At 46.4% G+C, this 24,763-nt stretch carries 36 protein-coding genes and 1 pseudogene; 14 read left to right on the forward strand and 23 right to left on the reverse strand.

Features of this window, described 5'->3' with window-relative positions; translation table 11 throughout:
• Window positions 1-277: 277 nt before the first annotated feature.
• The 4 genes from KNP93_RS08995 to KNP93_RS09010 all read right to left on the reverse strand — a co-directional run bounded on the left by KNP93_RS08995 (window position 278) and on the right by KNP93_RS09010 (window position 2,324).
• Window positions 278-415, reverse strand: a complete 138-nt coding sequence (locus KNP93_RS08995) for a hypothetical protein (RefSeq protein WP_214854674.1) — start codon at window positions 413-415, stop codon at window positions 278-280.
• A 361-nt stretch (window positions 416-776) separates the two neighbouring features.
• The gene (locus KNP93_RS09000; RefSeq protein WP_251138743.1) at window positions 777-1,109 is read right to left on the reverse strand and encodes a DoxX family protein; all 333 of its coding nucleotides are present in this window, start codon (window positions 1,107-1,109) and stop codon (window positions 777-779) included.
• Window positions 1,110-1,237: 128 nt separating this feature from the next.
• Window positions 1,238-1,657 (reverse strand): MarR family winged helix-turn-helix transcriptional regulator, encoded by a 420-nt coding sequence (locus tag KNP93_RS09005; RefSeq protein ID WP_214854678.1) that lies wholly within the window; start codon window positions 1,655-1,657, stop codon window positions 1,238-1,240.
• A gap of 103 nt (window positions 1,658-1,760) precedes the next feature.
• Window positions 1,761-2,324: a TetR/AcrR family transcriptional regulator gene (locus tag KNP93_RS09010; RefSeq protein WP_214854680.1), complete on the reverse strand. Its 564-nt coding sequence runs from the start codon at window positions 2,322-2,324 to the stop codon at window positions 1,761-1,763.
• A gap of 89 nt (window positions 2,325-2,413) precedes the next feature.
• On the opposite strand from KNP93_RS09010, the gene KNP93_RS15885 reads away from it, so the two are divergent.
• Together KNP93_RS15885 and KNP93_RS09020 are read left to right on the forward strand one after the other, a co-directional pair.
• Window positions 2,414-2,779: a helix-turn-helix domain-containing protein gene (locus KNP93_RS15885; RefSeq protein WP_371819908.1), complete on the forward strand. Its 366-nt coding sequence runs from the start codon at window positions 2,414-2,416 to the stop codon at window positions 2,777-2,779.
• Window positions 2,707-2,928: pseudogene (locus tag KNP93_RS09020) on the forward strand (IS3 family transposase); the annotation flags it as partial. The gene KNP93_RS15885 and the pseudogene KNP93_RS09020, both read left to right, overlap by 73 nt.
• Window positions 2,929-2,997: 69 nt before the next feature.
• Here the strand turns inward: KNP93_RS09020 and KNP93_RS15890 are convergent.
• From KNP93_RS15890 to KNP93_RS09035, 3 genes are all read right to left on the reverse strand, one after another.
• The gene (locus KNP93_RS15890; protein ID WP_371819909.1) at window positions 2,998-3,924 is read right to left on the reverse strand and encodes a DMT family transporter; all 927 of its coding nucleotides are present in this window, start codon (window positions 3,922-3,924) and stop codon (window positions 2,998-3,000) included.
• A gap of 139 nt (window positions 3,925-4,063) precedes the next feature.
• Window positions 4,064-4,501 (reverse strand): hypothetical protein, encoded by a 438-nt coding sequence (locus tag KNP93_RS09030; protein ID WP_214854684.1) that lies wholly within the window; start codon window positions 4,499-4,501, stop codon window positions 4,064-4,066.
• Between the two features lie 61 nt (window positions 4,502-4,562).
• The gene (locus KNP93_RS09035; RefSeq protein WP_214854686.1) at window positions 4,563-4,865 is read right to left on the reverse strand and encodes a putative quinol monooxygenase; all 303 of its coding nucleotides are present in this window, start codon (window positions 4,863-4,865) and stop codon (window positions 4,563-4,565) included.
• Between the two features lie 118 nt (window positions 4,866-4,983).
• On the opposite strand from KNP93_RS09035, the gene KNP93_RS09040 reads away from it, so the two are divergent.
• Complete coding sequence (locus tag KNP93_RS09040; RefSeq protein WP_214854688.1) at window positions 4,984-5,331, forward strand: hypothetical protein; 348 nt, start codon at window positions 4,984-4,986, stop codon at window positions 5,329-5,331.
• Between the two features lie 10 nt (window positions 5,332-5,341).
• On the opposite strand, the gene KNP93_RS09045 is transcribed toward KNP93_RS09040, so the two are convergent.
• Complete coding sequence (locus tag KNP93_RS09045; RefSeq protein WP_214854690.1) at window positions 5,342-5,662, reverse strand: hypothetical protein; 321 nt, start codon at window positions 5,660-5,662, stop codon at window positions 5,342-5,344.
• Between the two features lie 104 nt (window positions 5,663-5,766).
• Here KNP93_RS09045 and KNP93_RS09050 point away from each other — a divergent pair, with 104 nt between their 5' ends.
• A complete protein-coding gene (locus KNP93_RS09050) occupies window positions 5,767-5,943 on the forward strand; it encodes a hypothetical protein (RefSeq protein WP_165871622.1) in 177 nt (58 codons plus the stop codon).
• 40 nt (window positions 5,944-5,983) lie between these two features.
• Here KNP93_RS09050 and KNP93_RS09055 read toward each other — a convergent pair whose 3' ends face one another.
• From KNP93_RS09055 to KNP93_RS09085, 7 genes are all read right to left on the reverse strand, one after another.
• The gene (locus tag KNP93_RS09055) at window positions 5,984-8,452 is read right to left on the reverse strand and encodes an FtsX-like permease family protein (protein WP_214854692.1); all 2,469 of its coding nucleotides are present in this window, start codon (window positions 8,450-8,452) and stop codon (window positions 5,984-5,986) included.
• Window positions 8,449-9,192, reverse strand: coding sequence for an ABC transporter ATP-binding protein (locus tag KNP93_RS09060; protein WP_131972718.1), 744 nt, complete (start codon window positions 9,190-9,192; stop codon window positions 8,449-8,451). Before KNP93_RS09060 ends, KNP93_RS09055 begins: the two co-directional genes overlap by 4 nt.
• A 126-nt stretch (window positions 9,193-9,318) precedes the next feature.
• Window positions 9,319-10,092: an ABC transporter permease gene (locus KNP93_RS09065; protein ID WP_188004324.1), complete on the reverse strand. Its 774-nt coding sequence runs from the start codon at window positions 10,090-10,092 to the stop codon at window positions 9,319-9,321.
• Entirely contained in the window at window positions 10,089-10,793 is a 705-nt protein-coding gene (locus KNP93_RS09070; protein WP_214854694.1) for an ABC transporter ATP-binding protein, read from the reverse strand. The genes KNP93_RS09065 and KNP93_RS09070 overlap by 4 nt, the downstream gene beginning before the upstream one ends.
• Window positions 10,794-10,902: 109 nt before the next feature.
• Window positions 10,903-11,277, reverse strand: a complete 375-nt coding sequence (locus KNP93_RS09075; protein ID WP_131972721.1) for a YciI family protein — start codon at window positions 11,275-11,277, stop codon at window positions 10,903-10,905.
• A gap of 248 nt (window positions 11,278-11,525) precedes the next feature.
• The gene (locus KNP93_RS09080; RefSeq protein WP_131972722.1) at window positions 11,526-11,990 is read right to left on the reverse strand and encodes a GNAT family N-acetyltransferase; all 465 of its coding nucleotides are present in this window, start codon (window positions 11,988-11,990) and stop codon (window positions 11,526-11,528) included.
• Between the two features lie 14 nt (window positions 11,991-12,004).
• A complete protein-coding gene (locus KNP93_RS09085) occupies window positions 12,005-12,442 on the reverse strand; it encodes an NUDIX domain-containing protein (protein ID WP_165871623.1) in 438 nt (145 codons plus the stop codon).
• Window positions 12,443-12,606: 164 nt separating this feature from the next.
• Between KNP93_RS09085 and KNP93_RS09090 the strand changes: the two genes are divergently transcribed.
• From KNP93_RS09090 to KNP93_RS09100, 3 genes are read left to right on the forward strand one after another with little or no spacing between them, the layout of a single operon-like run.
• Window positions 12,607-13,077 (forward strand): GNAT family N-acetyltransferase, encoded by a 471-nt coding sequence (locus KNP93_RS09090; RefSeq protein WP_214854698.1) that lies wholly within the window; start codon window positions 12,607-12,609, stop codon window positions 13,075-13,077.
• A gap of 21 nt (window positions 13,078-13,098) precedes the next feature.
• Entirely contained in the window at window positions 13,099-13,668 is a 570-nt protein-coding gene (locus KNP93_RS09095) for a hypothetical protein (RefSeq protein ID WP_214854700.1), read from the forward strand.
• Window positions 13,669-13,710: 42 nt separating this feature from the next.
• Window positions 13,711-13,917 carry a hypothetical protein gene (locus tag KNP93_RS09100; protein WP_131972725.1) on the forward strand — a complete coding sequence of 69 codons (207 nt, stop codon included), beginning with the start codon at window positions 13,711-13,713 and terminating at the stop codon, window positions 13,915-13,917.
• A 120-nt stretch (window positions 13,918-14,037) separates the two neighbouring features.
• Here KNP93_RS09100 and KNP93_RS09105 read toward each other — a convergent pair whose 3' ends face one another.
• Window positions 14,038-15,687 (reverse strand): M3 family metallopeptidase, encoded by a 1,650-nt coding sequence (locus tag KNP93_RS09105; RefSeq protein WP_214854711.1) that lies wholly within the window; start codon window positions 15,685-15,687, stop codon window positions 14,038-14,040.
• A gap of 248 nt (window positions 15,688-15,935) precedes the next feature.
• Here KNP93_RS09105 and KNP93_RS09110 point away from each other — a divergent pair, with 248 nt between their 5' ends.
• The 3 genes from KNP93_RS09110 to KNP93_RS09120 all read left to right on the forward strand — a co-directional run bounded on the left by KNP93_RS09110 (window position 15,936) and on the right by KNP93_RS09120 (window position 17,490).
• Window positions 15,936-16,142, forward strand: a complete 207-nt coding sequence (locus tag KNP93_RS09110) for a helix-turn-helix transcriptional regulator (RefSeq protein ID WP_131972727.1) — start codon at window positions 15,936-15,938, stop codon at window positions 16,140-16,142.
• Window positions 16,139-16,834, forward strand: a complete 696-nt coding sequence (locus tag KNP93_RS09115) for a DUF3169 family protein (RefSeq protein WP_131972728.1) — start codon at window positions 16,139-16,141, stop codon at window positions 16,832-16,834. Before KNP93_RS09110 ends, KNP93_RS09115 begins: the two co-directional genes overlap by 4 nt.
• Window positions 16,835-17,058: 224 nt before the next feature.
• Window positions 17,059-17,490 (forward strand): hypothetical protein, encoded by a 432-nt coding sequence (locus tag KNP93_RS09120; protein ID WP_214854714.1) that lies wholly within the window; start codon window positions 17,059-17,061, stop codon window positions 17,488-17,490.
• A 46-nt stretch (window positions 17,491-17,536) separates the two neighbouring features.
• On the opposite strand, the gene KNP93_RS09125 is transcribed toward KNP93_RS09120, so the two are convergent.
• The 3 genes from KNP93_RS09125 to KNP93_RS09135 all read right to left on the reverse strand — a co-directional run bounded on the left by KNP93_RS09125 (window position 17,537) and on the right by KNP93_RS09135 (window position 19,375).
• On the reverse strand, window positions 17,537-17,863 hold the full coding sequence (locus KNP93_RS09125; protein ID WP_131972730.1) for a hypothetical protein: 327 nt from the start codon (window positions 17,861-17,863) through the stop codon (window positions 17,537-17,539).
• Between the two features lie 26 nt (window positions 17,864-17,889).
• Window positions 17,890-18,396: a GNAT family N-acetyltransferase gene (locus KNP93_RS09130; protein WP_131972731.1), complete on the reverse strand. Its 507-nt coding sequence runs from the start codon at window positions 18,394-18,396 to the stop codon at window positions 17,890-17,892.
• A gap of 331 nt (window positions 18,397-18,727) precedes the next feature.
• Complete coding sequence (locus tag KNP93_RS09135) at window positions 18,728-19,375, reverse strand: hypothetical protein (protein WP_214854716.1); 648 nt, start codon at window positions 19,373-19,375, stop codon at window positions 18,728-18,730.
• Window positions 19,376-19,524: 149 nt separating this feature from the next.
• Here KNP93_RS09135 and KNP93_RS09140 point away from each other — a divergent pair, with 149 nt between their 5' ends.
• From KNP93_RS09140 to KNP93_RS09155, 4 genes are all read left to right on the forward strand, one after another.
• Window positions 19,525-19,818, forward strand: a complete 294-nt coding sequence (locus tag KNP93_RS09140) for a hypothetical protein (RefSeq protein WP_131972733.1) — start codon at window positions 19,525-19,527, stop codon at window positions 19,816-19,818.
• A gap of 21 nt (window positions 19,819-19,839) precedes the next feature.
• A complete protein-coding gene (locus tag KNP93_RS09145) occupies window positions 19,840-20,727 on the forward strand; it encodes an NAD-dependent epimerase/dehydratase family protein (RefSeq protein WP_214854719.1) in 888 nt (295 codons plus the stop codon).
• Between the two features lie 40 nt (window positions 20,728-20,767).
• Window positions 20,768-21,139, forward strand: coding sequence for a hypothetical protein (locus KNP93_RS09150; protein ID WP_214854721.1), 372 nt, complete (start codon window positions 20,768-20,770; stop codon window positions 21,137-21,139).
• Between the two features lie 110 nt (window positions 21,140-21,249).
• A complete protein-coding gene (locus KNP93_RS09155; protein ID WP_214854723.1) occupies window positions 21,250-21,903 on the forward strand; it encodes a homing endonuclease associated repeat-containing protein in 654 nt (217 codons plus the stop codon).
• Between the two features lie 25 nt (window positions 21,904-21,928).
• On the opposite strand, the gene KNP93_RS09160 is transcribed toward KNP93_RS09155, so the two are convergent.
• From KNP93_RS09160 to KNP93_RS09175, 4 genes are all read right to left on the reverse strand, one after another.
• Window positions 21,929-22,366, reverse strand: a complete 438-nt coding sequence (locus tag KNP93_RS09160; RefSeq protein ID WP_214854725.1) for a DUF4362 domain-containing protein — start codon at window positions 22,364-22,366, stop codon at window positions 21,929-21,931.
• 14 nt (window positions 22,367-22,380) lie between these two features.
• The gene (locus KNP93_RS09165; protein ID WP_214854727.1) at window positions 22,381-23,673 is read right to left on the reverse strand and encodes a protoglobin domain-containing protein; all 1,293 of its coding nucleotides are present in this window, start codon (window positions 23,671-23,673) and stop codon (window positions 22,381-22,383) included.
• A 183-nt stretch (window positions 23,674-23,856) separates the two neighbouring features.
• The gene (locus KNP93_RS09170; protein ID WP_214854729.1) at window positions 23,857-24,357 is read right to left on the reverse strand and encodes an SRPBCC family protein; all 501 of its coding nucleotides are present in this window, start codon (window positions 24,355-24,357) and stop codon (window positions 23,857-23,859) included.
• Window positions 24,358-24,363: 6 nt separating this feature from the next.
• Window positions 24,364-24,696 (reverse strand): ArsR/SmtB family transcription factor, encoded by a 333-nt coding sequence (locus tag KNP93_RS09175; RefSeq protein ID WP_214854731.1) that lies wholly within the window; start codon window positions 24,694-24,696, stop codon window positions 24,364-24,366.
• Window positions 24,697-24,763 lie beyond the last annotated feature (67 nt).

Genomic DNA, 24,763 nt, shown 5'->3' on the forward strand with positions numbered 1-24,763 from the left:
TTGAAATGGAGGGTATTGTATTTAGAAAATATTTTATATCTTTTATGGTTTACAAGAAATAAGAGCAAACGCGTATGTAAAACGACCGTTATGTATACAAAAATGATTATTCTTTCACAAACGTTTATTTAGTTGATCAATTGTAATGTTTAGTGTCTATAAACTCATCTTTTTATTAATGTGTTTTAAGTAGCCTAGTATACGTAAATAAGACAAACAAGAACTGTGTGTACATTTCTACGTCGAAATGTACACACAGTTCTTGTTATTGATTAATTCATTGAAGTAACACAGGCACTTGTTTTTCAAACAGGGATTCAACGAATCGAAGCTGGGCATCAATCAATGTCACCTTATCCGGTACCTGCTTTCCCTTCGCTTGATTCATGACATCAAACATTTCTAGTATGCTCATATACTCCACTCCTCACTGTTTTCTTGAACACAGTATAGAATGAATTGGGAGTCTGTACGAATCATGTTAGATAAGATAAAAGGAGTTCTATGTAAGATAATCGAATCGTTACGAAATGATGTACGACTGATTTTCCACGCATAAAAAAAACGACCTTTTCTAAGATCATTTCTTTCATAAAAACAGTCATGATTCCTCTCGCACGTCGGATCAATAGAGATAGACAAGTACACATACGATCAGGGTTAGCGGAACTAACAGTACCTTACCTGTCCGGCTCAAGAAGTTCTTCTTTTCTTTTATAAACAAGAAATCGATCAAAATAATAAATTTGAAGTCACTCTTAAAATTGATACTGCATTCAAACAAAATGATAAAAAGAAACTGCCAAACTTAAGAAACAAAGGACCAGTGCAGGGATGGATTTTTGAAATTTATCTCCTACCAATACGATAAGTGTAAAGGCTGCTGCAAGCATTGTTCCTCCAAGTAATAATCCTGCAAATAGAGCAATTGTATGAAACCAAATTCCTGCTAACATACCGACTGCTCCTACAATTTCAAAAAAACCAGTTAGAAAATTAAAGAACGGTGGAAATCCGAATCGTTGAAACTCCTCTGCCATTTTTCCAGAGATAATTTTTATTCCGGTCATCAGAAAAAAACCACACAATAATACTTGTAAAATATTCATTAAAATAGAAATCTGAACCACTTCTTTCTTTTTGATTTTATATAATAAATTTCAATTCTAAGCATTTACATGCTATAGCATGTAAATGCTTAGAATTGAACCTTTTCTTATTGATATAAGATTCTGATTCAATATCGTGTATTGTATAACTTGTTTAATATTAATTTTAGCTGTTTTAATTCTTGCTCATCCAAATTAGTGGTGACGAAATGGTGCGCATCATTCACTACAGGTATAATCTTATTTTTTATATGCTCTCCTTTTTCAGTCAAGAAAATATAATGAGACCGCTTATCCTTGTCATTAAAAACTTTTTTGACGAATTCTTTTTTTTCCATTGAATGAATCATTCTGGCAACTGTTGTTTGATCTCGATCAATGGCTTCTGCCAATTCTTTTTGCGTTAAACCATTTTGATCATTCAAAACACTTATAATACTCCATTGCTCTGGAGTGATGTCATAAGGTTTCAATTGCTTAGTAAAATAATTGGTCATTTTTACATCTGTACGATGAACCAGATAACCGATTAAATTTTGTAATTCCATAGATCACCTCGTAAAGTCTAAAATATTAGCAAAAAACATCATTATACATGCTATAGCATATATAATGCTTGAACTACATCATAAAGTCAACTAGAGTCTCTTATCAGTCTTTTGATGCTCCAAGAATTCCATAGAAGATAGACGGAATGACCACCTTAATGAATGCTTCAGGTTTTTGTTTGCTATTGCGTCTCCACTCGACTGAGGCACCATACATTCCCCAACTTAATAAAACAGAAGTGGCTTTTAATGATTCTTCATCAACTCTGTTTTTTTTATATAGCATTTTATAAAAAATGATTTCAAGTTGTTCTTTAATAATCTGTGCAATTGTATCCTCATACCCTCGATGACATCGATTGGAGAGAGACTTTTGAAAAGTAGTTGTCGCTTCAAAAATTTTCGTGAGGGTATCCTCACTTAGTTCGGCATTTTCATAAATAGCAGAATCTAAGTTTACCATCAAAACTTCAACTAATACTTTTTCCAACAAGTCATAAATATCTTTAAAGTGATAATAAAACGTTCCTCTATTAATCATAGCCTCTGTTGTAATATCTTTTACAGTAATGTCCTTAAATTCTTTTACTCCTGAAAACTTAACAAAAGAATCCATAATTATTTTACGCGTCCTCGTAACACGTAAATCTTTCTTCGGTGCTGTCATTCTCATCCCTTCTTTCACAACAATTTCACGAATGTGTTGTAAATACGACAAATTAAATAATGTATTCTGCCAGTTAAAAGTTAAAGATTATTAAGAAGTATGAAGAAGGTTTTTACACGTTGTCGGAAGTCGCAAAGCTCTTCGAGCTCTCGGTAACGACGTTAAAAAAATGGATGCGATTCTATCGTCATGGTGGCGTCGAGGTTTTAGAAAATCGAGATGAATGGACGAAATACCCGAAGGAATTTAAAATCCAAGCAGTACATGACGTTCTGGAGGGACGCGAGTCCCTGATGAGTGCAATCCTGAAATACAATATTTCCGGTAAGAGCGTGCTTATAAGATGGATAGCAAACTATAATGGTCATAGAAAACAAAAGACATTTCTAAAAGTATGTCCCGTGTCGGTAAATGTATCGATAATGGCCCGATGGAATCGTTCTGGGGAGCATTGAAGTGTGAGAGTTATTATCTACATAAATTTGAGGAGTTCGACGAACTCCGTTATGCGATTCAGCAATACATTCGATTCTATAACGAAGAACGATATCAAGAACGACTAAACGGCTTGAGTCCGTTAGAATTCAGGACTCAAGCCGTTTAAGAGTTTTTTTATTATTTTGCCTGTCCACTTGACGGGGAGCAGTTCACAAGTGGAAGGGAGCATTTTTAGTTAGAGCCGGATCAGCACGATACCGACAATCATCAGCCCGAGGCTGATCAATTGAACACCGGTGACCGGCGTTTTGGCTGCGCCAAACAAACCGAACCGGTCAATCAGCAGACTGCCGGTCAACAGACCGATGGTGACGATGACGACAGCAGCTCCTGCTCCGACAAGCGGCACGATGACAGCATTGCCGGCGATGAACAAGGCGCCGATCAAGCCGCCGATCCAAATCCACCACGGCGTCGGGAGCGACCGGTCAAACTGCCACTTCGTCCGGACGATCAGATTGACAAGCAACAAGGTCACTGTACCGACGATAAAGGAAATCAATGCTGCTTTGATGGCGGAATCGAGCACCACTCCAAGATGGCCGTTGATTGCGGCTTGGGCGGCACTCATCATTCCCATGACGACGCCCATGATCCGCCAGCCGTAAATCGTTGAATCAACCGGCTTTGCTTGTTCCGGATGCCGGCGTTTCGCTAGCCAATCGCCGAGCGCAACGGTTCCGACGACACCAAGCAGGACAAATCCAGCGCCGAGTAGTCGCGTCGACGACAAAGGTGTGACAGCAGTCGAAAACCAACCGAAGTTATCAATTAACAGGCCCATCAAAACCTGTCCGAAAATCGGCATGATGACGGTCTGAACACCGCCGATTCGCGGGAACAACAGAATATTGCCGGTTAAAAAGATGACACCGAGCACACCGCCGATCCAAATCCAGCCGGGTTCCGACCAGACGCCCGGATTCAGACGGAAATTCTGTTCCACGAACAGCGTCAGGACAATCAAAAAAACCGTCCCGATGCTGAACGACAGCAAAGAGGCAAGGAATGGCGAGCCGACAATGCCGCGTAAGCGTGTGTTGACACTCGTTTGAACGGGAACGAGGATCCCGATGATTAATCCAATGATAATAGCAAGAATAAGAAGCCCTCCTTTTTACGAGTCGTTCCTATCATATGCCAGAGCCGGACAGGAAAGCGATTTGCCTGCTTATACCGTCAGTTGAACACAAGAAAAAGCATCCGAATGTTACAGATGCTTTCTCAACAGATGGATTTAGTCAGCGGTATTCTTTGCTCATCGGCTGTTCCGGATCGGCTCGACGGATACGGTAATCAAGGACGGTTTCGATGACAATTCCAAGCAGCATGAAGCCTGCCACGTAAAGGAGCGACATGTCAGCATCACCTCTCAATTCGGAAGTGACGATTAGGAGCAACAGAAGGGCGATGATGCCAAAACTCACGATAGAGCTGAGTCGAATCAACCGCTTGGCACGTATCGAGTCTGACAGGCGGCTGATTTCGAAACTTTCGCGACTTAACATCACGCCGGAAATTATTAATGCGCAGAGAAGCACCAGAATCGACCAAATGGATTGGTCAAAAAAATGAGTCGCTAAAAAGGCACCGCCGGTAACAACAGCCGATAGAATCCGGGCCGGTTTCGTTCGTTTGCGAATGGTCTGAATCGTTTTAATCCGTTCTTGTTTATTCATCTTCTCACCTCATGACGATCATACGTGTTTTGACTAGAGAAGTTCCCTCTTTTTGGAAAAATCAGGCCAATCCTTTGCCACCGCGCGGCTGATCTTCAAACATTCTCTCGACCTGCAACAGAATCGGTCGCGCCTGTTCAATCAATTGCCGCGTCGCAGGCAGTTGCAAAGACGCAGCATGTGCCGCTTGATCCGTCCAAATCTCCCGGACCATTACAGTATCAGCTTCTCCGATCGTACTGACGACATACTGCTTACAATCCGAGACATCCTGTAAGGACGTTGCTGCTTCTAACAGTACCTCCACCAATCGTTGGCCCTCGCCTGCTTGGGTCGTAAACTTTGTCCATAATCCGTAAAACATCTTTATTTCCCCCTTTCATGGCGTTATGACTGATTATTCAAATCAAGATTTCTGGGAACATTTAGGTGAAATGTACGTATACTAAGAATAACTTACATAATCAAAAGGAGAATATGTTTTGAAGAAACATCTGTTTTTAGCGACCAGTTTGTATCTGCTCATCACGGTAATGACGATTTACGCCATTTTTTTTGAACAATCCGATTCTACTTTCCTGTTGATCATCCAACTTGGACTGTTGATCCACTTCTACTTCCAGTACCGGATGGCATATACGGTAACGGATCAGGATGTTCCAACTGCACCATTTCGATTGAATGTCCTTCGAACCGGACTGATTGTAGCAGCCTTCGTCTCGTACATTGCGCTCGATACCGTACCCATCCTGCTCGCAACGGCTGTCGCTTTAGCGATCGCTGTCCCGACGCTTCTCTCCTACCTCCGTTTACGGATGCAGGAGGATTGACGCGTACAGTTCATTTTCGTTCCGGTAAGGAGCGGGTGCGTCCAATGAAGACGACTTGTTGCTTCGCCAGTCGAAAGACCTGATATTCACCGCGCGGATCGGTGTTCAGCTGGACGGCAACCTGATGCCGGGCTTCTTTCGTAGATGCCGTCTTGTCATAAGCGGACCGGACCGCAATGATTGTCTCTTTGCCATATTGCTCGGAGACGTGTTTTGTCACCCGGGCCCGTACGATTTGTTCAAACGTTTCATCCTGTTCCTGCTCAAGAAAAAACCAACCGATGCCGCCGATCATTCCTAATAAGAGTAGTGCCAGTACCGTCTTTCGCATTTCGAACGCCCCGTTTCCGTTTTGTTCTCTGTAGACAGAATTCGCTGTTCATTAAAGATTTCCTGCTTTTTGAAGAAAAGCCGGGAACGAAAGGAGGTTCTTCATTGTTTTCTCGTACTTTTCGCTGGTTCCTCGCTGGATTGATTTTCATCAATCTGCTGAATACAACAGTTCTTGACCTGCCACGCTTGACGCTTGTGACGAATGTGTTACTCGTACTGGTCGCATTGTTTTTTCTCGTCCGTTTGCTGAAATCTTCGCACCATAAAAACAAGCCGTGAATCCGTCCCTCTTGCAGGAATCGGATGCACGGCTTGTTCGTTACTGATTTAATTCGTCGACCAAATTCTCCTGTTTACGTCTTGTCGCAAAAAAGACCAGTCCGAACACGAGCATGAACAGTCCGGCAACTGTCGCGCTGATACTCGTCAAGTTCAATGCAATGTCTCCGCCGTCGACGCGTGAAATCAAGAACGTCGTTCCAATGCCGGTAATGAGTCCAAACCCAATCCCGCTGCCGATGAAAATCAGCATCTGAATCACAATCAGACGCCGGAGGGAATACTGAGTCAAGACCAACGTCCGTAGCAACGCATACTCACGCCGTTTCGTCGCTAAATAATTCAACAACGAATTGGCAAGTCCAAACCAGACGGAGACGCTCATGACGGCGAGCGCAACGATGAAAACAATCCATCGTTCCTGTAATTGTTGATTCGCCAGTTTGACAGATGTCTCATACCGGTTCAATTGAAGCGTCGGATAACGGGTCGTCAGTTCCTGCAAGACCGCTCTGGATTGTTCGGTGTCGGTTGCATCTATGTACAAGGCTCCAATCCGGTCTTCAGAAGTCCGGATCGAAGACCGCCAGTCGAACCAGGCATCCGTTGGTAAGTCCGGATCAATCCGTCCGATTTCATATTTACCAACCGAGACAGTCCCCGCTTCTCCATTGATAAACCGCCCCATCTCAAGCCGGTCGCCGACTGCTAAGTCATTTGCTTTGGCAAATGTCTCGGAGACGATGAATTGATCGCGTGTTGAAGAAAGAACCGGTTTCCTGAGTGCGTCGAGCCGTTCAAAATCGGTCAGTGCATAACTTAAAGTGATCGTTTGATCAGACTTGAGAATTTCAAGTCCACTCGCCGGTGAAATAAACGTACTTTTTGCTTTCGGCAGTTCTTTTTCAATCGTCTGTGTCAGTTCTAGCGGATCAGCTTTTGTCCCTTCAATCAAGCGGCTTTTCAGAACCAGTTCTGTCGGATACTGTTCTTTCAGATAGGTCAGCTCATGTTGTTTGATCGTCTCGAGGAACGTCGAACCGAGTACAACGACAACGAGTAAAATCTGCACAATCAGCATCAACAACGCATTTTTCCGTAGTTGCGGCAATACACTTCGAACCGCCACAAACGTCGTCGGCCCGGCTACTTTTTGAAGCAACGGCTCAATCCGAACCAATAGCTGTTGAAGCAATAAGGGCGTTGCGCTGTACATCAGCACGAGAAAACTGATGGTCGATCCGAGATAACCGCCGGCCCGGTGATTCTCGGTTTGTGCGAGAATCGTCGCATATAACAATGCACCGACAGTAAGAGCCGCGAACGTCTTGGCCATCCGTTCCTGAAGCCGCGACACTTTAGGTCCGGCATGGTTTTGACGCATGACGTGAATCGGCAGAATCCGTCGGTTGCGGTATGCGGAACCACTCAGCAACAACAGAATCAACAGACTGCTGCCGACCGTGACGAGACCGGCCAGCTGCCAGTTAAAGGCAATCACCGTCCCCTTGAGTGCAAACAATTCCCGCCACTGCTCCTGCAATGCTCCGTAAAATAATCCACTTAATAAAAAAGCCATCAATGCTCCGGCGCAGACAATCAGACTCGACTGCATCATGAAGATTTGGAACAATTGCCGCGTCGTCGCTCCAAGCGTCCGCATGATGGCGAATTGATAGCGGTGTTTGCGGAGAAAGACATCAAAATTCGTCATCAGGATAAACGCGGAGACGATTAAAATCAATCCGGCAATGATGGCGACATAGACCTGCATCGCTGAAACACCGTTAACGTCAGAAGCGGCAGTTTCTGCGAGATCCACGCGCAATCCCGGGACTTTTTGAGTTAAACGGTCGGCATAATCTACGACGTCCGCATCCGGTTTTAATTGAACCAACACATACGTCGCACGCTTCTTCTGACTGACATCGGCATTTAGTTGTGTCACATCGTCATAGTTCATCACAAGCGTATCCGGTGCCGTCCCGCTTGCCGCAGCATCCGGCAAAATCTCAACCACCTCGTACTTAGCACTTGAAACGGTCAATTCCTGCCCGACTTTTACATCAAATGCCTCGGCTAATCCCGCATTCAGGATGATATCACCGCGGTCGATGGATCGTTTGATGTGATAGCGGCTTTTCGCAAGTGAATCGTTTTTTATCCCGATCGTATACACATCGGCCGTCGTTTGACCGGTCACGGTCAGATTCGTGATCAACACCGGTGAGAGCTGCCTGGTCTGTTTATCCTGCGTTAAGCGGTCGAGGAAGGACTGATCAATCACTTCCGTCCGTTTATCTTGATACCCGACCGATAAATCCATCTTGCCATAAAGCCGCTCGATATCCGCTTGAACGGACGCCTGGCTTTGCGAGACGAATAATACCATCGACAGGACAAGCAAAATCGAAATCATGACGCTGCCGATCGACGTCAGCAGGATCATCGGGCTTTTCCGGTATAATTTCAGAGCCAACCGGAACAAATGCCGTTTTTCCTGCTTCATACCGACCTCACGTAACGCTCAAACGTCTCCATGATGGGTCCAAGTTCACCGGTCGACGGCTGATCGGCCACGATGCGTCCGTCGTGGAAGTAGAGGATTCGATCGGCGTAAGACGCAACTTGCGCATCATGCGTGACGAGCAGGATGCTGGTCTGTTGGTCTTTGTTCAATGCTTTCAGCAGTGTCATGATGTCTGTTGATGTACGGAAATCGAGATTACCGGTCGGCTCATCCGCTAAAATGATCGGTGGCTCGGCAATCAAGGCACGGGCAATTGCCACCCGTTGCTGTTGGCCGCCCGATAATTCAGTCGGCCGGTGTTTCGCCCACCGTGACAGACCAACGTGCTCCAGCAGATGGTCCATCCGTTGCCGGATAGTCGTTGCGTCCACTCCTTTGAGCATCAACGGCAAGGCGATATTTTCCGAAACCGTCAAATCGTCGAGCAGATGAAACGATTGAAAAATGAATCCGATATTTTGTTGGCGGTATAACGTCGCTGCCGGCTCGGTAAAGATATCGCGTTGCGGTTCGTCCCGCAGCCGCAGTGTCCCGCCGGTCGGCTGATCGAGTGCCCCGAGAATGTTCAGCAAGGTGCTTTTTCCGGATCCGCTCGTTCCCATGATGGCAATAAATTCCCCTTCCTGCATCGAAAACGAGACGTCGTCCAGTGCATGAATTGTTTCGGTTCCTCGTATGTATGTCTTCGTCAATCGTTCGATCTGTAATAAGTTGGTCATTCCAACACCTCTAGTTTACAATTTAATTCCATTTATCATTATACACAAGACGTCATCTTCAAACTAATATTTTCCAAAATCAAAAACAGCCCGCTGAGCGTCTCAGAGGCTGTTTGAGGATACAGATTAGTTCCGCTTGTTTTTTCGGTACGTCAGACCGATGAACTGGGATTTCTGATTAAACAGTTTCCGGTACGACATGTAACCGACGAGGACAGCCGACGTCGCTGCTGTCGTCAGCAACAGGAATAAAATCAGCAGCTGATACAGGACGGCTTCCATCGGATCGGCCCCGCCGATAATAAGACCGCTCATCATTCCTGGTAGCTGAACAAGTCCCATCGTCTTCTGCGCCTCAATCGTCGGAATCATACTCGTCCGGATGGCACTTTTGAGACTCGTATCAATCGCCGTTTTCGTATCACCGCCGAGGGATAAAATCAATTCGATTACTTCGTCACTCCGTTCAACTTCATCCTTGAACTTGTTCAAGAACAACAGCGACAGAATCATACAGTTTCCGATGACCATCCCGCTGATTGGAATGACTTGCTGGGCTTCAAACGGAATGATGTTCAGTCCGAGCATCAGTCCCATCGTCAACACTTCGACCGAGACCAAGGTCGCGAGGACAATCCACTGAATGCCGGGAATCCCGTCACCTTTACGGATCACGTTAAGTGTCGCAGCGCCGATCATCAAGAGAATCATCAGCAGGATGTAGATCGGACTATCGCTCTCAAACACAAACGTCAGGATATAGCCGATGATCAGCAGTTGAATGATCGAGCGGACGGTCGCGATCAGGATGTCTTTTTCGAGACCGAGCTTCAGCGTAAAGGCCAGAATCAGCGGAATCGCAATGAAAATCAGCGACGTCGCCAGTTGGACGTAACTCATAACGATTCCCCCTTCAAGAACGCTTCGATGTCCGGGCGTGTTCCGTCCGGCTCAAGCAACGAGACGTCCCCCTGCTCGAGCAATTGACCGTCTTTTAAGAACCAGACTTCTTCACTGACCCGGCGTGCCTGATCGAGATCATGCGTGATCCAGATGACGGTCACCTGAAGCTCGCGTTGCAGGCGCTGAATCAGCTGTTCGATTTCCTTGACCATCCGAAAATCAAGACTGGCCGTGATTTCGTCGAGCAACAAGACATCCGGTTGATTGACGAGCGTCCGGGCAATCGCGAGCCGGCTCCGTTCACCGCCCGACAGTTCTTTGACCGGCTGCTTCAAGTCGACATGCAGATCGACTTGTTCCAGCAGTCGCTTCGCTTCGTCCGGTGCCAATGTCTCGTGAAAAATTGTTTTCGGCAAACTGAGATTATCCATGACGGACCCCGGCAGCATCGGCGCACTTTGGAACGCCATCCCGATCTGTTTCCGCAGTTCGACGAGGTTCATCTGTTCCAAGTCCTCGCCGCGGTAACGAATCCGACCGCTGTCCGGGGAAATCAATCCGTTGATTTGTTTTAAGCACGTCGATTTGCCGGCACCGCTTGGTCCGACGAGCGTCGTGATTTTGCCTTCCGTGAATCCTCCCGTGATGCCACGGAGTATATGTTTGTACTGCACGTCTTCAAAGGTAATGATCGACACGTCTGCTTCACCTGACTTTCTGGTTTCTTTTGATCCGCTATGAAACAGATATACCCGAAAAACACAAAAACATACAACGCATCGATGCGCTGTATGTTTGAAAAACCGACTATTTGGCTTCTTTTGGGTCGATCAGCGGCCGCACTTCCATCCGCCAGCCGTACTTCTGTGCTTCCGGTAACTGGGTCGTTGGATGAAGTAATGCCAAGTCGACCGCCTGTTCCAAATCAACCGCTTCAAAGACGACCAAACTGCCGATCTGCTCCGTTTTATCCGGGTCCGGTCCGTCTTGATGCTGAATCTGTCCGTCGAGGAGCCGGGCCCGTTTCGTCTCCGCTCCCGGATGCCACTCATACAAGACGTTCGTTTTTGTAAAAAAATCTTCCAACGGTACATTACAGCGTTCCATGACGGCATCGAGCTCTTGCTGCGAGGACTGATTCATCTTTTCTGCATCGTAATAACCGATGAATAAAAATAACATCTGATCCCTCCTAGTTCCAAGGCTTTCTTGAGACGTCGTTCATTATTTAAGTACCCTGTTTTTAATGGATATAATACAAAACACCTTGTCTCCGTCGAGGAAACAAGGTGTCGCTTATTTATTGGCAATTTTGCGTAACAAATACAGCGCGTAGATAGCTGCCGGGACGGCCATGAACTGAACAAACAAATGCAACAGTCCAAAGATAAAATTCAAGTCTGTATAATCCATTCGTACTTCCCTCTTTCTTAATGCAACGATTTTGTGACGACTTGGCGCATCTTTTCAAAGCCAAGCCGTTCGTAGAAGACATCGACCCCGTCGTTGCTCATCCAGTAGTCGAGGTCGATTTTATGTATGTCCTGTTCGAGTGCCCGGCGCTCGACTTCAAGTAACAACTGACGACCGAAACCCTGCTGCTGTTTATCATCGACGATACAGAGATGATGGACGCGGGCTTTCGAATTGGCAAAATGAAAGGCACTTTCCGGACGCCGGAGATATTCGATCCAGACGTAGCCGATTGCTTCGCCGTCGAGTTCGGCAATCAAAAACTGATGACTGCCGGTTCCGACGATTTTCGCAAAAAACGCCCGGACCATCGCAAAGTCATACGGTTTAAAGAAGTCCGGCTGCTGCGCGACATGCGGCTCATGGACGTAGCGGTTCAGCCGGGCCAGTATATCGAGATCCGTTGTTTCGACAATCTGCATGCCCATCCCTCCACTCAATGGGTGATTTGTCCGTTGAAGACATACGGGACCGTCTGTTGCGTCGTCAGAATCTGTTCGTATTCTTTTGACAGATTCATGAACTGAACGGCCTCAGCAATCGTGACCCACGAAATCTCCTCGATTTCATCGGGGAAAATCGTGCCAAGTTCGCCCCCGCGAATTTCGGACTGGAAAAAGAAGAACAGACAATGTTCATCGACTTGCGGAAAAAAGGCTTCGCTGACGTGCAACAGTTCCCCGACTGCGACGTCATAACCAGTCTCTTCTTTCGCTTCCCGGACGGCTGCTTCCGGCAACGTCTCTCCCGCTTCGACCGTCCCCCCCGGCAACGTGTAATACGAATACGACGGTCCAATGTTTTTGACCATCAAGACCTGATCCCGTGTCTCATTTAACAAGACATTATAGACGATATTTTTTTGGCGCGTCATGCTCTTCCCCCCTTACAGCGATAGATGGTATTTTTTAACTTATCTACTATACCATAGTCTTTTTCAGGCAGGGACAGTCTTCTCTAAAAAAGGAAAAATAATTCCATGCGAATGACCTTATGGTAAAATAATTCCATCCCGGACAAATAGGAAGGATGGATACGATGATTCACTTGGAACCGGCAATCGATAACGATGCCGACGCTTTATGGAAGTTGCAAGTCGCAGCCTTCAGTCCCTTGCTTGAGAAGTATCAAGATTATGATACCAATCCGGCCAATGAAACGATTGACCGGGTCTATACGCGAATTCATCATCCAGCGAGCTGTTTCTTAAAGATCATCGCGGACGGACAGCTCGTCGGCGCAATCTGTATTCGTTGGAAAGAAGACGTTCACTTCCGGATCAGTCCGCTATTTCTGGCCCCGGATGCACAAGGCAAAGGATTTGCCAAAAAAGCCATGCTGCTCGCGGAAGCCCGTTATCCGCAGGCCAAGACGTGGGAACTGTCGAGTCTATTCGAAGAAACGAAAACGTGTCAGTTATACGAAAAGATGGGTTACGTTGAAACCGGTATCCGTAAGCCATTGAACGACAGAGCAACGCTGATTCACTATCAGAAAATCATGGTCTGAAAAAGGAGAATGAGGATGTCGATGATGAAAACTATATGTACGGCGTTAACGGCTCTTACGTTACTGATTCCGTTATCCCCGGACGCGATCGCCGAGACAAACGGACCGACGACGGAGCAAAAAAATGAATGGTATCAGCAATATGAGATCGTGATTGAATCCGTCAATCAAAGCAATCCGGACGGTGATCTGGAGTTGGCCCCGATCTATTCCTTTCAGGATGAAGACTGGCGTCCGGTCGAGGAATTTAGAAAAATCGCCAAGAAGCGGAGTACCTTCAAAATCGCTTTGACATCAAACGAGAAACAGGCGGTCAAAGAGGAGTCAGCAAGTGACATCAACGTCCGGCCGGATATTACAACCGTCTACAGTCAAAGTGCCGGACGTCATCTCTGCTCGGAGACGGTTTCCGTCACGTCCGAATCCCGGACAAAAGGGACATGGGTTCAAAAAGGTTATACAGCGACGCGCATCGATGCCAATCAAACGTATGAAATCAGCCTCGGCGGTTACTACACGATGGACGGCATCGTCACGGGACACATCCCGACGATGGAATTCCATTGCGGACGGAACGGTGAAATCAGTTGATCCGATTGATTGCAAACCAATACATATCCATAGGAGCTTAACATGATCCCTATATTGAAAAATGAGTTTTCTCATACGTTTAAAAGCTTTAAGTCTGTCGCGATTGTCCTGTTCGTTACCTTGACGTCGATCGTGAACAATGAGGAAAACATTCCACTCTTGATCGAACGATTGACAGCCCAACGCGTTAAGATTTACGAAGTTAAAATCGAGGTCACATCGTCAGAAGATGTCTTCATGGCAGTTTAAACAGACAACCCCCACTTCCTGATACGGAAGTGGGGATGTTTTTGAACACACATGAGTCACACAGCTGCTTACTAGTACTCAGGAACTTGAATATTTCAGGACACCCGCATTTAAAAATAGTTAATGGTTTTTAAGCTGTTGCAGCTTGTCGATTTCTTCTTGAACAAAACAAACGAGTGCTTGCATCTCATGTTCAGAGACATCAAATGACACGCCCGCCAAGGCGTAGACTTCTTTGACTGAGTGTGTTCGCGTCGCACGGAGCGCTGTTTTAAAAGCTTCGATTGTTTGTTGCGGTTGCTCTTTGTATTTCCGGTACATCTGTAAGGCCGCAATTTGCGCCATCGCGTACTCGATATAATAAAAAGGTGTCTCAAACAAATGAATAATGCTCAGCCACTCCTCCCCTTTCCACCTCGAGATTGTACTCCAGTCGATGGCGTTGGAGTCAAATCGATCGCGCAAGGAGGCAAATTGTTCATTTCGTTCTTTTACGGTATGTACTGGATTTCGATACAACCATTCCTGAAACTGATCCACGATAATAGTTTGAGGTAAAAACTCGATGACCAGCCTGAATTGCTCCAGTTTTGCCCTCCGGACATGTGCTGCATCTTCAATCGCCAGATGCCAAAACTCCATGGAGAGAAGTTCAAATGTCATCGCTGCGAACTCTGCTACTTCCATTGGAATCTGCTGAAAGTTGTCCGGCGCGTCTTTCATTAAATCATGATGGACCGCATGTCCTAGTTCATGAATAAGAATGACGACATCATCAAATGTTTGTGTTCGATTCATGAAAAGAAAGGACGTTTCAGACTCCGGGAGGAATTCACAAAAACCGCCACTCGCTTTATAGGCTCTTCCTTCAAGATCTAGATGCTGTTGAGATTCAAGCTCTTTCAACACTTTATGAAAAGATGGATCCAGATTACTTAAAATTATTCCGACCGTCTCCAGCAGACTTTCAACAGATGTACTTGCCGTCTCTTGGAAATCCGAGTACGGTGAGATTCGTACATCCCACGGGCGAAGTTGTTGTTTCGCTAAAAATCTGGTTTGTTCCTCTTGAAATACTTCTTTCAACGGCACAATATGCTTTTGGACAGCCAATGCCAGTCGCATACATTCCTTCGAGGTATAATCAATCCGCCCCAATTCCATGAAGGCATATGCCACATAGTGTTCAAGTTCCAGATTTTTGGCTTTCTCGTGGCGTAATCGAATCAGCTCTGAAAAAATAGATTGAAGTGATTCGGCGTGATGTTGATAGGAAAAATCAATCGCCCGGTAGGCGGTCTCGCGTACATCTTCATCAGATTCAAAAAGTAAAGCCGTTAAATCATGAATCAAGACAGCTTCTTCATCCATGGATTGTAGACTCCCGATTAATTGGATGTATCGATTAATTTGTTCATCCTCTTGTTGACGGATCAAGATATTTTTGTTTGAAAACGATATTTGTTGATGCATTAAAATGGTTTGCATTCGTGTATTTTCAATTGCTTCGCCGTGCTTCTCGAGACAGATATCGTACAGTCTTTTTTTACAAGCTGCCAAGAGCGGTTTGATGTCACGCTGCACTTCTTTCAGCCGGTCTTCGTATTTTTGATTTGATGTATCCCTTTGAAAATCAATCGATGCCCAGATGACCATTTCATCATATTTATGAATAAACGCTCGAATCTGTTCTATGAATCGAGGAAACGTGTCCGCACTCTTCATTAACTCATTAAAATCATTTTCTAGTTTGCGCTTTACGATCTTCATCTGCTTCCCCCTTCATCGGTACATACTCTATGATGAACAAATCAAGTACCTTAACCAATATTTGTTAAATCTATCATTATTCTATATATGACTATACGATTATTTGATGTCGTTTTCTAGTTCTTGAAAATCTGACTCAGTCTTTTCCTGACAAGTTTTTTTCTTAATTGACTATTTTCATTATCTTTTTGACTAATATCATTGTCATTAAGACTAATATCGTTTACAATTCAAGTGAGGTGAAGGATATGAAGTCAAGAGTAAAGGAACTGCGGGCACGTTATGGATGGAATCAGACTGAACTGGCAAAGCGCGCCAATATATCGCGTCAAACCGTCAGTTTGATTGAGCGAGAAGAATTCATGCCGTCGCTCCTGATTGCAGCTAAAATCGCTCGAGTCTTCGAGACAACGATCGAGGACATCTTTCAATTTAACGAGGAGGAGTTACTGTGAACAAAAGTCTGAACCTGGTTTTACGGATGCTTGTCGGCGGTGCCATTGGATTTTTCTTGATGTACTGGGTATTAAGCAGTCCGCTTGAAGGAATTGCCTTTTCGGAGTACAGCTTGTGGATCAATGGATTTTTACTTGTTGTTCTAATCGGATTACTGCTATTGTCGTTCATTCGCTACCGGCAAATTCATCGTCTTCTCAACCAACCGTTGACAGGAGACGCGGAAGATTTGGCCGATCAACAGATGTATCGTTGGTTCAGCGACGGCACACTGAGTTTAAACTTAGTCCTTCCGCTTAGTCTTACAGTGGTCAGTGTGAATTTAGTGCTCGATCAACAACTCTCATTAGTTGTGACTGGCTTCATCGTAATGGCTATCGGACTGATTGGTTCGATCCGGTTTCAGATGCTGGTTCAGCAGATGTATCCGGAACGGAATCTTCCGGACATCAGCGAAACGGATTATGCTCTGAAACTCCTCGCGGCATCGGATGACGGTGAGAAACATGTCATGCTCGAAGGACTTTACAAAACACATTCACTTGTTAATCTGCTGCTGGTCGTAGGAATCATCTTGTTGCTCTTCTACTCGCTGTCGTCGTCGAGCTCTCAGCTATTTAGCATTTTTGTCATTACATCCATTCTGGTGGTCAGTAACGCAAAATACTATCTGGCGATTCGTAATCGTTAAGAACAGATGGAAACATCTTTCCACCCGGATCTGTTTTTTCGTGCTGGCTGTTTTATGTGGACTATCGGGCGTCTTAATTGAAATGTTTTTGATTCTGATACTTTTAAAAGATGATTTCGATATCCCGGATTGCCGGAGGCTCCGCTCTGCGCTCTGCTCTATTATCTCGTATCGTGGTTGCCTGAACGGATTTTCCGGTATATTCATAAAAAGGAGATTTCAGCATGTTGAACAAATTATTGTCGGCCGTTCTGACCGCAATCGCCATTTCCGGTATATTGACAGGAGTATTATCTTTTTATACCTTTTTTGAAGATTTCTTTGATGATACCTATTTTTCATCGTTCAATTTTTTCGTCATGTGCACAATCTTTTCGTTTCCCGTCATCCTCATTTCGGGAATCCTCATCGATTGGCTGAAGAAAGGAGTCGTTTCCTTCTCTCCTGCGCAACGGAAGACCAGTCCTTTATTATACGGTGTATCGGGCAGTCTGATCGCTTTGGTCATTCTTTTGTTCCTTCATGACGGAGCGTTTCAATTCAGTGATCTGTCGGTTTTGTTGCCGCTTCTTATGTTTTGCGGTGCAATAGCCATTCTGTATTTTTGGATTTCGCAGAAAATCCTTAAAAAATCGTACAATCCCCCTAAAAAATGACTCACGGTTTAGTTACCGGAGTCATTTTTCATGAGATGATCTTTAATTATTTAGGAGCCTTTCGCACCGGACGTTTCCGGAGCGAAAGCAACGCCAGCACCAGCGCAATCAATTCAAGCGGAAAATAAAGCAAAATTGCGACGTCAATGACGGCATCTTGCGGATTCGAATTTTGAACATACAAATAGCCCGGAATGAGTGCAGCAAATCCGATCACTAAAAGAAGACCGCCAATCCAAAGACTGCGTTTTGAGAATCGCGCGAACGCCCAGTACAAAAGGACAAGCACCAACAGTTCACCAAATAAAACGAGTCGGAGTGCCGTATCACTCAAAATAACACTCGATGCATTGATTAACGTCAGGGTTAACATAAACATCCTCCTCGATTTAATCCTTTTTAAATTATCCGGTTAAACTGAATAAGTGTCACCCGTTGACCGTTTAATTCCGCTGTTTCCTCTTCATTCATTCTTTTGAATCCGTTACGTAACAGGATAGTTTGCGACGCGATGTTTCCGTCTGTTGTTTGGGCTTGGATTTCCTGAATATCAAGTGCCGGACAGTGATCCATCAGCAAGCGGACGGCCTCTTTCGCGATGCCTTTTCCTGTGTTCATCCGTCCAATCCGGTAACCAAGCTCGGCCCGTTTGGCAGTCGGATGCCGGTCCACCAGATTGATCCGACCGAGGATCAATCCGGTTTCGTCTTGAATCAAAAAAAAGAACGAACTGCCGTCCAACTGTTCCTGTAAGAGGGCGGCATGCCGCTCCCGGAATGTCTCCGGCACGTAGTAGTCATCCCCCCGTGACGGAATCGATTGTTCAAAATAACTCCGGTTATCACGTTCAAACGCGTACAATGCACCGGCATCCTGCGCGGTACAGGCTTTTAATTGAATGTTCATAGAAACCACCTCTTCGTTATCATTTGGTGACTGATTGTCGACTCCTCCTCTCCAGTCAGCGGCTGATTTGGTCCTCGCTTATGATTATCTGTTATATTCTCGTTTCCTTTGACTGTTCCTTTTTTAAACCCTAATTATTCCTTTTAAATTCAATATAGTTTGTCGGCATCCGACATTTTGATCATCCTCTTTATGTATTGTGCCGCGAAAATTTTCACCAATCCGCTCGGCGTCTGGATTTTGTTCATGGGAATCGTTTACCTTCAAAATCTCGTAACTGGAAACTGAACAAGAGCGGACGACCTGACATTCCAGGTCGTCCGCTCTTTTGTTAAAAGTATGTATTAAATCCGATTTCATCTTCCCGCAGAACACCTTTTTCATTGATGTATTCCGTGGTCAGATTTCCGTGCCGGAGTACTTTCTGTTTCTTTATGGCCGTCGCCAGCCGTGTCAGATTTTTTTCTTCCGTCGGTAACCGGTCCCGTTGCAGTGTAATCGTAATGAACGGCGGAATTTTCGCTTTCTGATACTCGCTTGACGATGCCGGATCCAATTTCAACTGCTGGACATCGTCCTGATAATAGACGGCCCTGTACGCTGTCCCTTTACCGAAAACATTTTCAACAAGCGGACGAATCTGTTCTGTCAGTTCCTGCGACCACTGTTCAGACAAGTACGTATCTGTGACCTGCTTTGTCTGCTGATCGACATAAACGAGAAACTCGGTTCCGGTCATCCGATCCTTCATTTGCACGGCATAATCAAACTCGATGTACCTGCCTGTCGCATCATAGAAGACGCTCGTTACTTCAGCCTGCCGAAAGTGTTTCGAGATGTATGCTTTTGTCTCGCGTACCACGCGATCCGCTTCCGGTTCGTCCGGTTCCATCGACTGGACATACAGGAAAATCACTAGACCGGACATCACGACCATGACGCCGAAAAGAATCAGTACTTTTTTAGCAAAAGTATTCATGACGCCCCTCCTTTTTTCTTAATATTACCATCCGATTTATCAAATTGACTAAATTCATCCATATTTCACTTTCGCATTTCGTTTCCTATCCCTACAATGAACATAACGCATTACTCTCTGAATCCTACCAATGAAAGTGTGGTGGAAACATGCGTCGAACCATTTGGCTGATGCTGTTGAGTCTATTTATCGTAGCCATTTTATCCGGTTGTTCCGATCAGGCATACGTTATCGAAGAGATGAACGGCAATCAGCTTTCGCTCGGTCCGGATGAGCAAAATCCGGAGGAACAGTATGCCTTGACCGAAGTCACGCTGGACGGCGAGACGAAAATTGATGGGCGGACGAATCAATTATCCGTTCTCCAAAAGGGTGATGTTATCCGCTTTGAATACCGAAACGACAAAAAACCGCTCGTCGCAACGATTGAGCGGGTCAAATAATCCAGAGAGAAGGTTGAACAGATGGAACTGTCCGGAAAACGGATTCTCGTCACCGGTGTTACCGGAACGCTTGGACTGCGCATCGCAAAACGATTATTGTCAGAGGCGCTTGAAGTCCGGGGATTGATACGACAGGCGGAGCGGTTCAATGAATTCGAATCACTCGGGATCACGCCGGTTTTTGGTGATTTGACCAATCAAACGTCACTTGAAAAAGCGATGGATCAGATCGACTGGGTCGTCCATTGCGCCGCCTATCTCGGTGATGATGAAAATCTCGCCCACCAGTCGAATGTTGAAGGTGTCATTCATTTAGCAACGGCCGCGTTAGATGCAGGAGCACGTGTCCTCCACATCTCGACGACATCCGTCTATGGCGAACCGGCAAATGGTCACATGACGGAGTCGTCTCCACTTGCGGTTGATCATCCGGCGCCTTATATCCATACCAAAATCCGGTCGGAACAGATTCTCCTCGATTATGCCGCCCGCGGCTTGGACGTCCGGATTCTGCGCCCCGGGGCCATTTGCGCTGAACACGATTCGCACTGGGGGGACCGGCAAGTCAGACGGATGCAGGAAGCGGATCGCGTGACCTGGGTCCACCCGGCTGATCTTGTCAACTGGGTCCATGCCGATAACATTGCCGAGATGGTCGTCCTCGTCCTTACACGTGGAAAAGCTGGTGACGTGTTCCATGCCGTCGATGCCAATATTCCGGAAACGGACTTTCGGATGCAGCTGATTGAAGCCTCCGGCAAACCGTATCAGGTTCCGGCCCGTGCGGCTGAACGCCCGACGTATGCAACGGACAAAATCAAGACACTTGGTTACAAACCGGTTCAATCGTTTGATGAGACAATGGAGAGGTTGCTCCAGTTGTTCTCACTGCAACCGAACGTCAAATAAAAGAGCTTCATGTGCCTGATTAACGAAACGGAGGACTGAAATGAAAAAACAGTTGATTTTTATCGTGCTGAGCAGTATTTGTCTGACTGCCGGCTGCGCGCAGGAAACAGAGACGACTTCTACGACCGACAGCATTGCGAAGGAAGCCCGCCAGGATCAATCAGCGGATTTAATCCGAGTCAAAAATCGCGTCTATAAACGGAGCGGCAAAGATATGACCGTCGTGAAAAAAGACCTGATTTCCGTGACGACCGTTCAAAAACAGCTGTCCGGAAAAGAAGCGCTTTCCGATCGGACAGCAACCGACTGGCCGAAAGGAACGAAGTTGTACCAATCAAAAGACTCGACGGGTGAACTGTACGTGTTTCAAGGGACTGTCGCATACCGTTATGAAGCGATTGCGGAGGGTTGAACCGTTTCAGGACATCGGTCCGAACCTTACGATTTTGTTAGTTAAATCTCTTACGGCTAGATGGTACACTAGCGGCATTATGAACAGCCATCCGCTAAGGGAGACTTCCTATGAAAGAAACCACGCCTACATCCACTTCTGTAACGACCAATGAAAAAATCATCCGCTTGATCCAAGGACTGCACCAATTGCACACAGCACCGATGAAAGCTGCCCACTACCAAAAGTTAGCCCGCTATTTACCGTATCCGTCCCTATCGGAAATCGAACGGCGGTTCGGCTCCTGGACCCGTTTGCTCGAACAGGCAGGAATCGTCCGGTCTTCCGAATTGTCGATGGAAAAACGGGCGGTACTCGACCGTTCAAAAACGGATCCGGCAAACAGTGACCGCTGGAGTGTCGATGACAGCATCGCCTTTTATGTCAAAACATGCGGCTCCCGCATGACCATCCGCTCCTATTCCGAACTGCGGTCCAATTATCCGCAAATGATGAGTGCGAATACCATTATCCGCCATCACGGAACCTGGAAACAGGCGTTGGCTCATTTTCAATTATCGTCAAGCGGTCTCTACTCGAACGAAGATTGCTTAAATGCCTTGCGCGAAGCATATGATGCGATTGGTCCGACCATCACAAGCCAGGAATATGTCCGGTACTCCCGGACGCATCAGGCGCCTTCCTTGACGTTATTGATTGAACGCTTTTCCAGCTGGCGGGAAGCGCTGCGACTGCTCGAGGAGACACTCGACACAAAAGGTTGATCCCCGTCTGAGGATCAACCTTTTGTTATTTCTTCGTTTCTCCTGCCTCTGATACAAACACGTCATGATCCTGACCTTCCTGACAATCCGTCAGCGCAAAGACTTCCCTTTTGTTTTCCGTCCGTTTTTTCAGTTTTTGACAGACTTCTTTTTCCCGGTCGTCGGTCTGGGAACCGTATTCGTCGCGTGATGAATCCAGTGAATAGATGAACTGTTTTCCGTCGTAGGTGATGTCTTCCAGGATTGCATCCCCTTCCGTCGTATAGTTCGTAATTCGGATCGTGTCTTTTTTATCCGCCTCCACCCGCTCTAAAAACGTTTCGAACCGGTCGATGTTCGCCCGTTCCGGTGTCGTGACGATATCACCGTTTTTGATGGCTTCTTCCGACGGATAGTCATCCCCAGTACAGCCGCTCAAAACCAGAATACAGAGCACCACGAGTACACCAAATTTTGTTTTCATCATCGATTCTCCTTTTACAATGTCGTCGCGACAGCCTGTAAATCGTCTGCCGTCTCAGCAATCGATTCTGCGATGTGGCGCATTCCTTCAATCGTTCCGGCGACCTGATTCGTATCCTGCGACAGCAGAATGATCTGTTTTGAGACATCGACTGTTTGGTGGGAGATTGTCGTGAAGGCGGTGACGACGCGCGCCAGTTCTTCCGTCGTTTGTACGACCGACTGTTCCGTCCCGTTCATCCGTTCCGAGACCTGTCCCATTTTGAAGGTAATCTCCTGCGCGATACTGGACGCTTCCGTTGCCGACCGTTTGCTTTCTTCCGCCAGTTTCCGGATTTCTTGCGCGACGACGGTAAAGCCCCGTCCCATCTCACCGGCCCGCGCTGCTTCGATTGATGCGTTCAGGCTGAGCAGATTCGTCTGATCGGAAATTGCCGTCACCATCCCGGCAATCCGTTCGATTTCCTGCGACAAGAAGGCCAGTTGCGTCATTTGTTCCGTCGTTCTTGTCATCTCAGCAACGACCTGTTCAAATCGTTTTGTTTCCGCTTCGACTAAGTCGACGCCGGCTTCCGCTTCTTTCGCAGCATGGCTCAGTTGCATCGCAATCGTTCCCGTCGTCACGGATACTTGCTGGGCATGACGCTCCATTTCCTGAAAGCTTGCGGACGACTGCTCGCTCATTGCCGCCAGTTCTTCCGTCGACTTTTGCACGGTCTGACCGACCCGTAACTTGGCGTCCGATACCTGTTGTCGTTCATCCTCGACCGTATCCTCATACATCGTCAGGACGATTTGCTGTTCCAAGTTAAATAACTTCCCGACCGACTGAACGATCCGGACCCGTTCCAATACCGGCCACGTACTTTGTTCGACTTGCCGGCTGAAGACGTTTAATACTTTCTGAAAGGCGGCGATGTACCACTTATTGTGCAGACCGATCCGGACGTGACGGTCTGCAATCCGTTTTCGGATTGCGATGTATTCCGGTGTCACCTGTCCGTCAAACATCTGCAGGATATGCTGGGCCAGTGTCCCTTTTAACCGTTCGAGCGTCGAATGCCGTTCAATCAGTTGTTTGAGCTCCGGCACCCGGACCAATTCCGCATAAAACGCATCAACCATCTGCGGCATCCACTCCGCGACATCGTGACGAATCAAACGAACGATTTGTAAATCCTCGACCGTCAAATCAATAAGTTGTAATTGTTGTTTCAATTCATGTGTGACTTCTAACCGAACATGATCATGCTCCTGCTCCATCCTATCCGAAAATGTCATTTCCTTTTGCTTTGACCACCAGTTCACGCTATCAATCCCCTTTTTTAATCTTCTCCTCTTCTATAACGGCTCTTTTGATTCGAAAATAAAGAGATTCCCTCTTTATTCCCAAAAAAGTTAGGTGATAGACAAAAACGTGTTATGAAATCATCAAAAAAAACAATTCGCTCACGGACGAATTGTTTTTACAGCGTGTTACCGGGCGCTGTTTTAGGTTAACAGATGATCAAGCCGGTGCAATTGTGAGGTAAAGCCTTCTTTCATCCCCATCTCAAGGACTTGTCGGACAGCTTCTTCCGTCTTAAAATCGGACCGGAACAGAACGCGGGTCCGATCACCGACAGCTTCAAACGTCGTCTTGTTTTCACTGCCCGGCAGTTCTTCCGAAATCGTGCCTGAAGCATCTGAAAAATAGTCGGCATGGGCGTAACTGTACGGGCCATCGATTTTCCGAAAAATCGCTTTCCCCCAGGATTCCATCCCGAAAAACTTACCCTGGTTCGGATCCTCGCACCGCATACAATAGTGCCAAATACCACCTTCGATGAATTCAAACGTCTTGATTTCGGTTGTCCAGCCTTCCGGCCCCCACCAGGCTTCGAGCTGTTCTTTTTCCGTAAAAGCGGCAAATACCCGGTCCCGTGGTGCGTCGAACGTCCATTCCATCTCAAGCACGGAGCCGTCTACTTTCGTTTTCAGTTTATCCTGCATCTTTCTTCACTCCTCCCGATTGACTGACTGCTGCTCTAAATATGTTTCCAGCCGTGTCATCCGGTCGACCATCTGTTGCTCGAGTGATTGGCTCCACCGGTGGATGTCCTGAAACGGTTCCGTCCGCAGATGATAAATACGGCGGTTCGCGACCGGCTCCATCCGGACGATGCCCGCTTCCAGCAAAACTTTCAGATGTTTTGATGTCTGCGGTTGCTGTAATCCGAGCCGTGCAGCAATCTCGCCGACCGAAAGCGGCTCCGCCTTCAACAGTTCGACCATCTGCAGACGATTCGTATCAGATAATGCAAATAACGTGTGGGCAAGTACTTCTGACATGGTTTCACCTCTTCTGTTTATATATACCCCATACGGAATATTCCAAAACGGGAATATATATAGAATT

This window comes from Exiguobacterium sp. s166 (genome assembly GCF_018618855.1).
Taxonomy (GTDB): domain Bacteria; phylum Bacillota; class Bacilli; order Exiguobacteriales; family Exiguobacteriaceae; genus Exiguobacterium_A.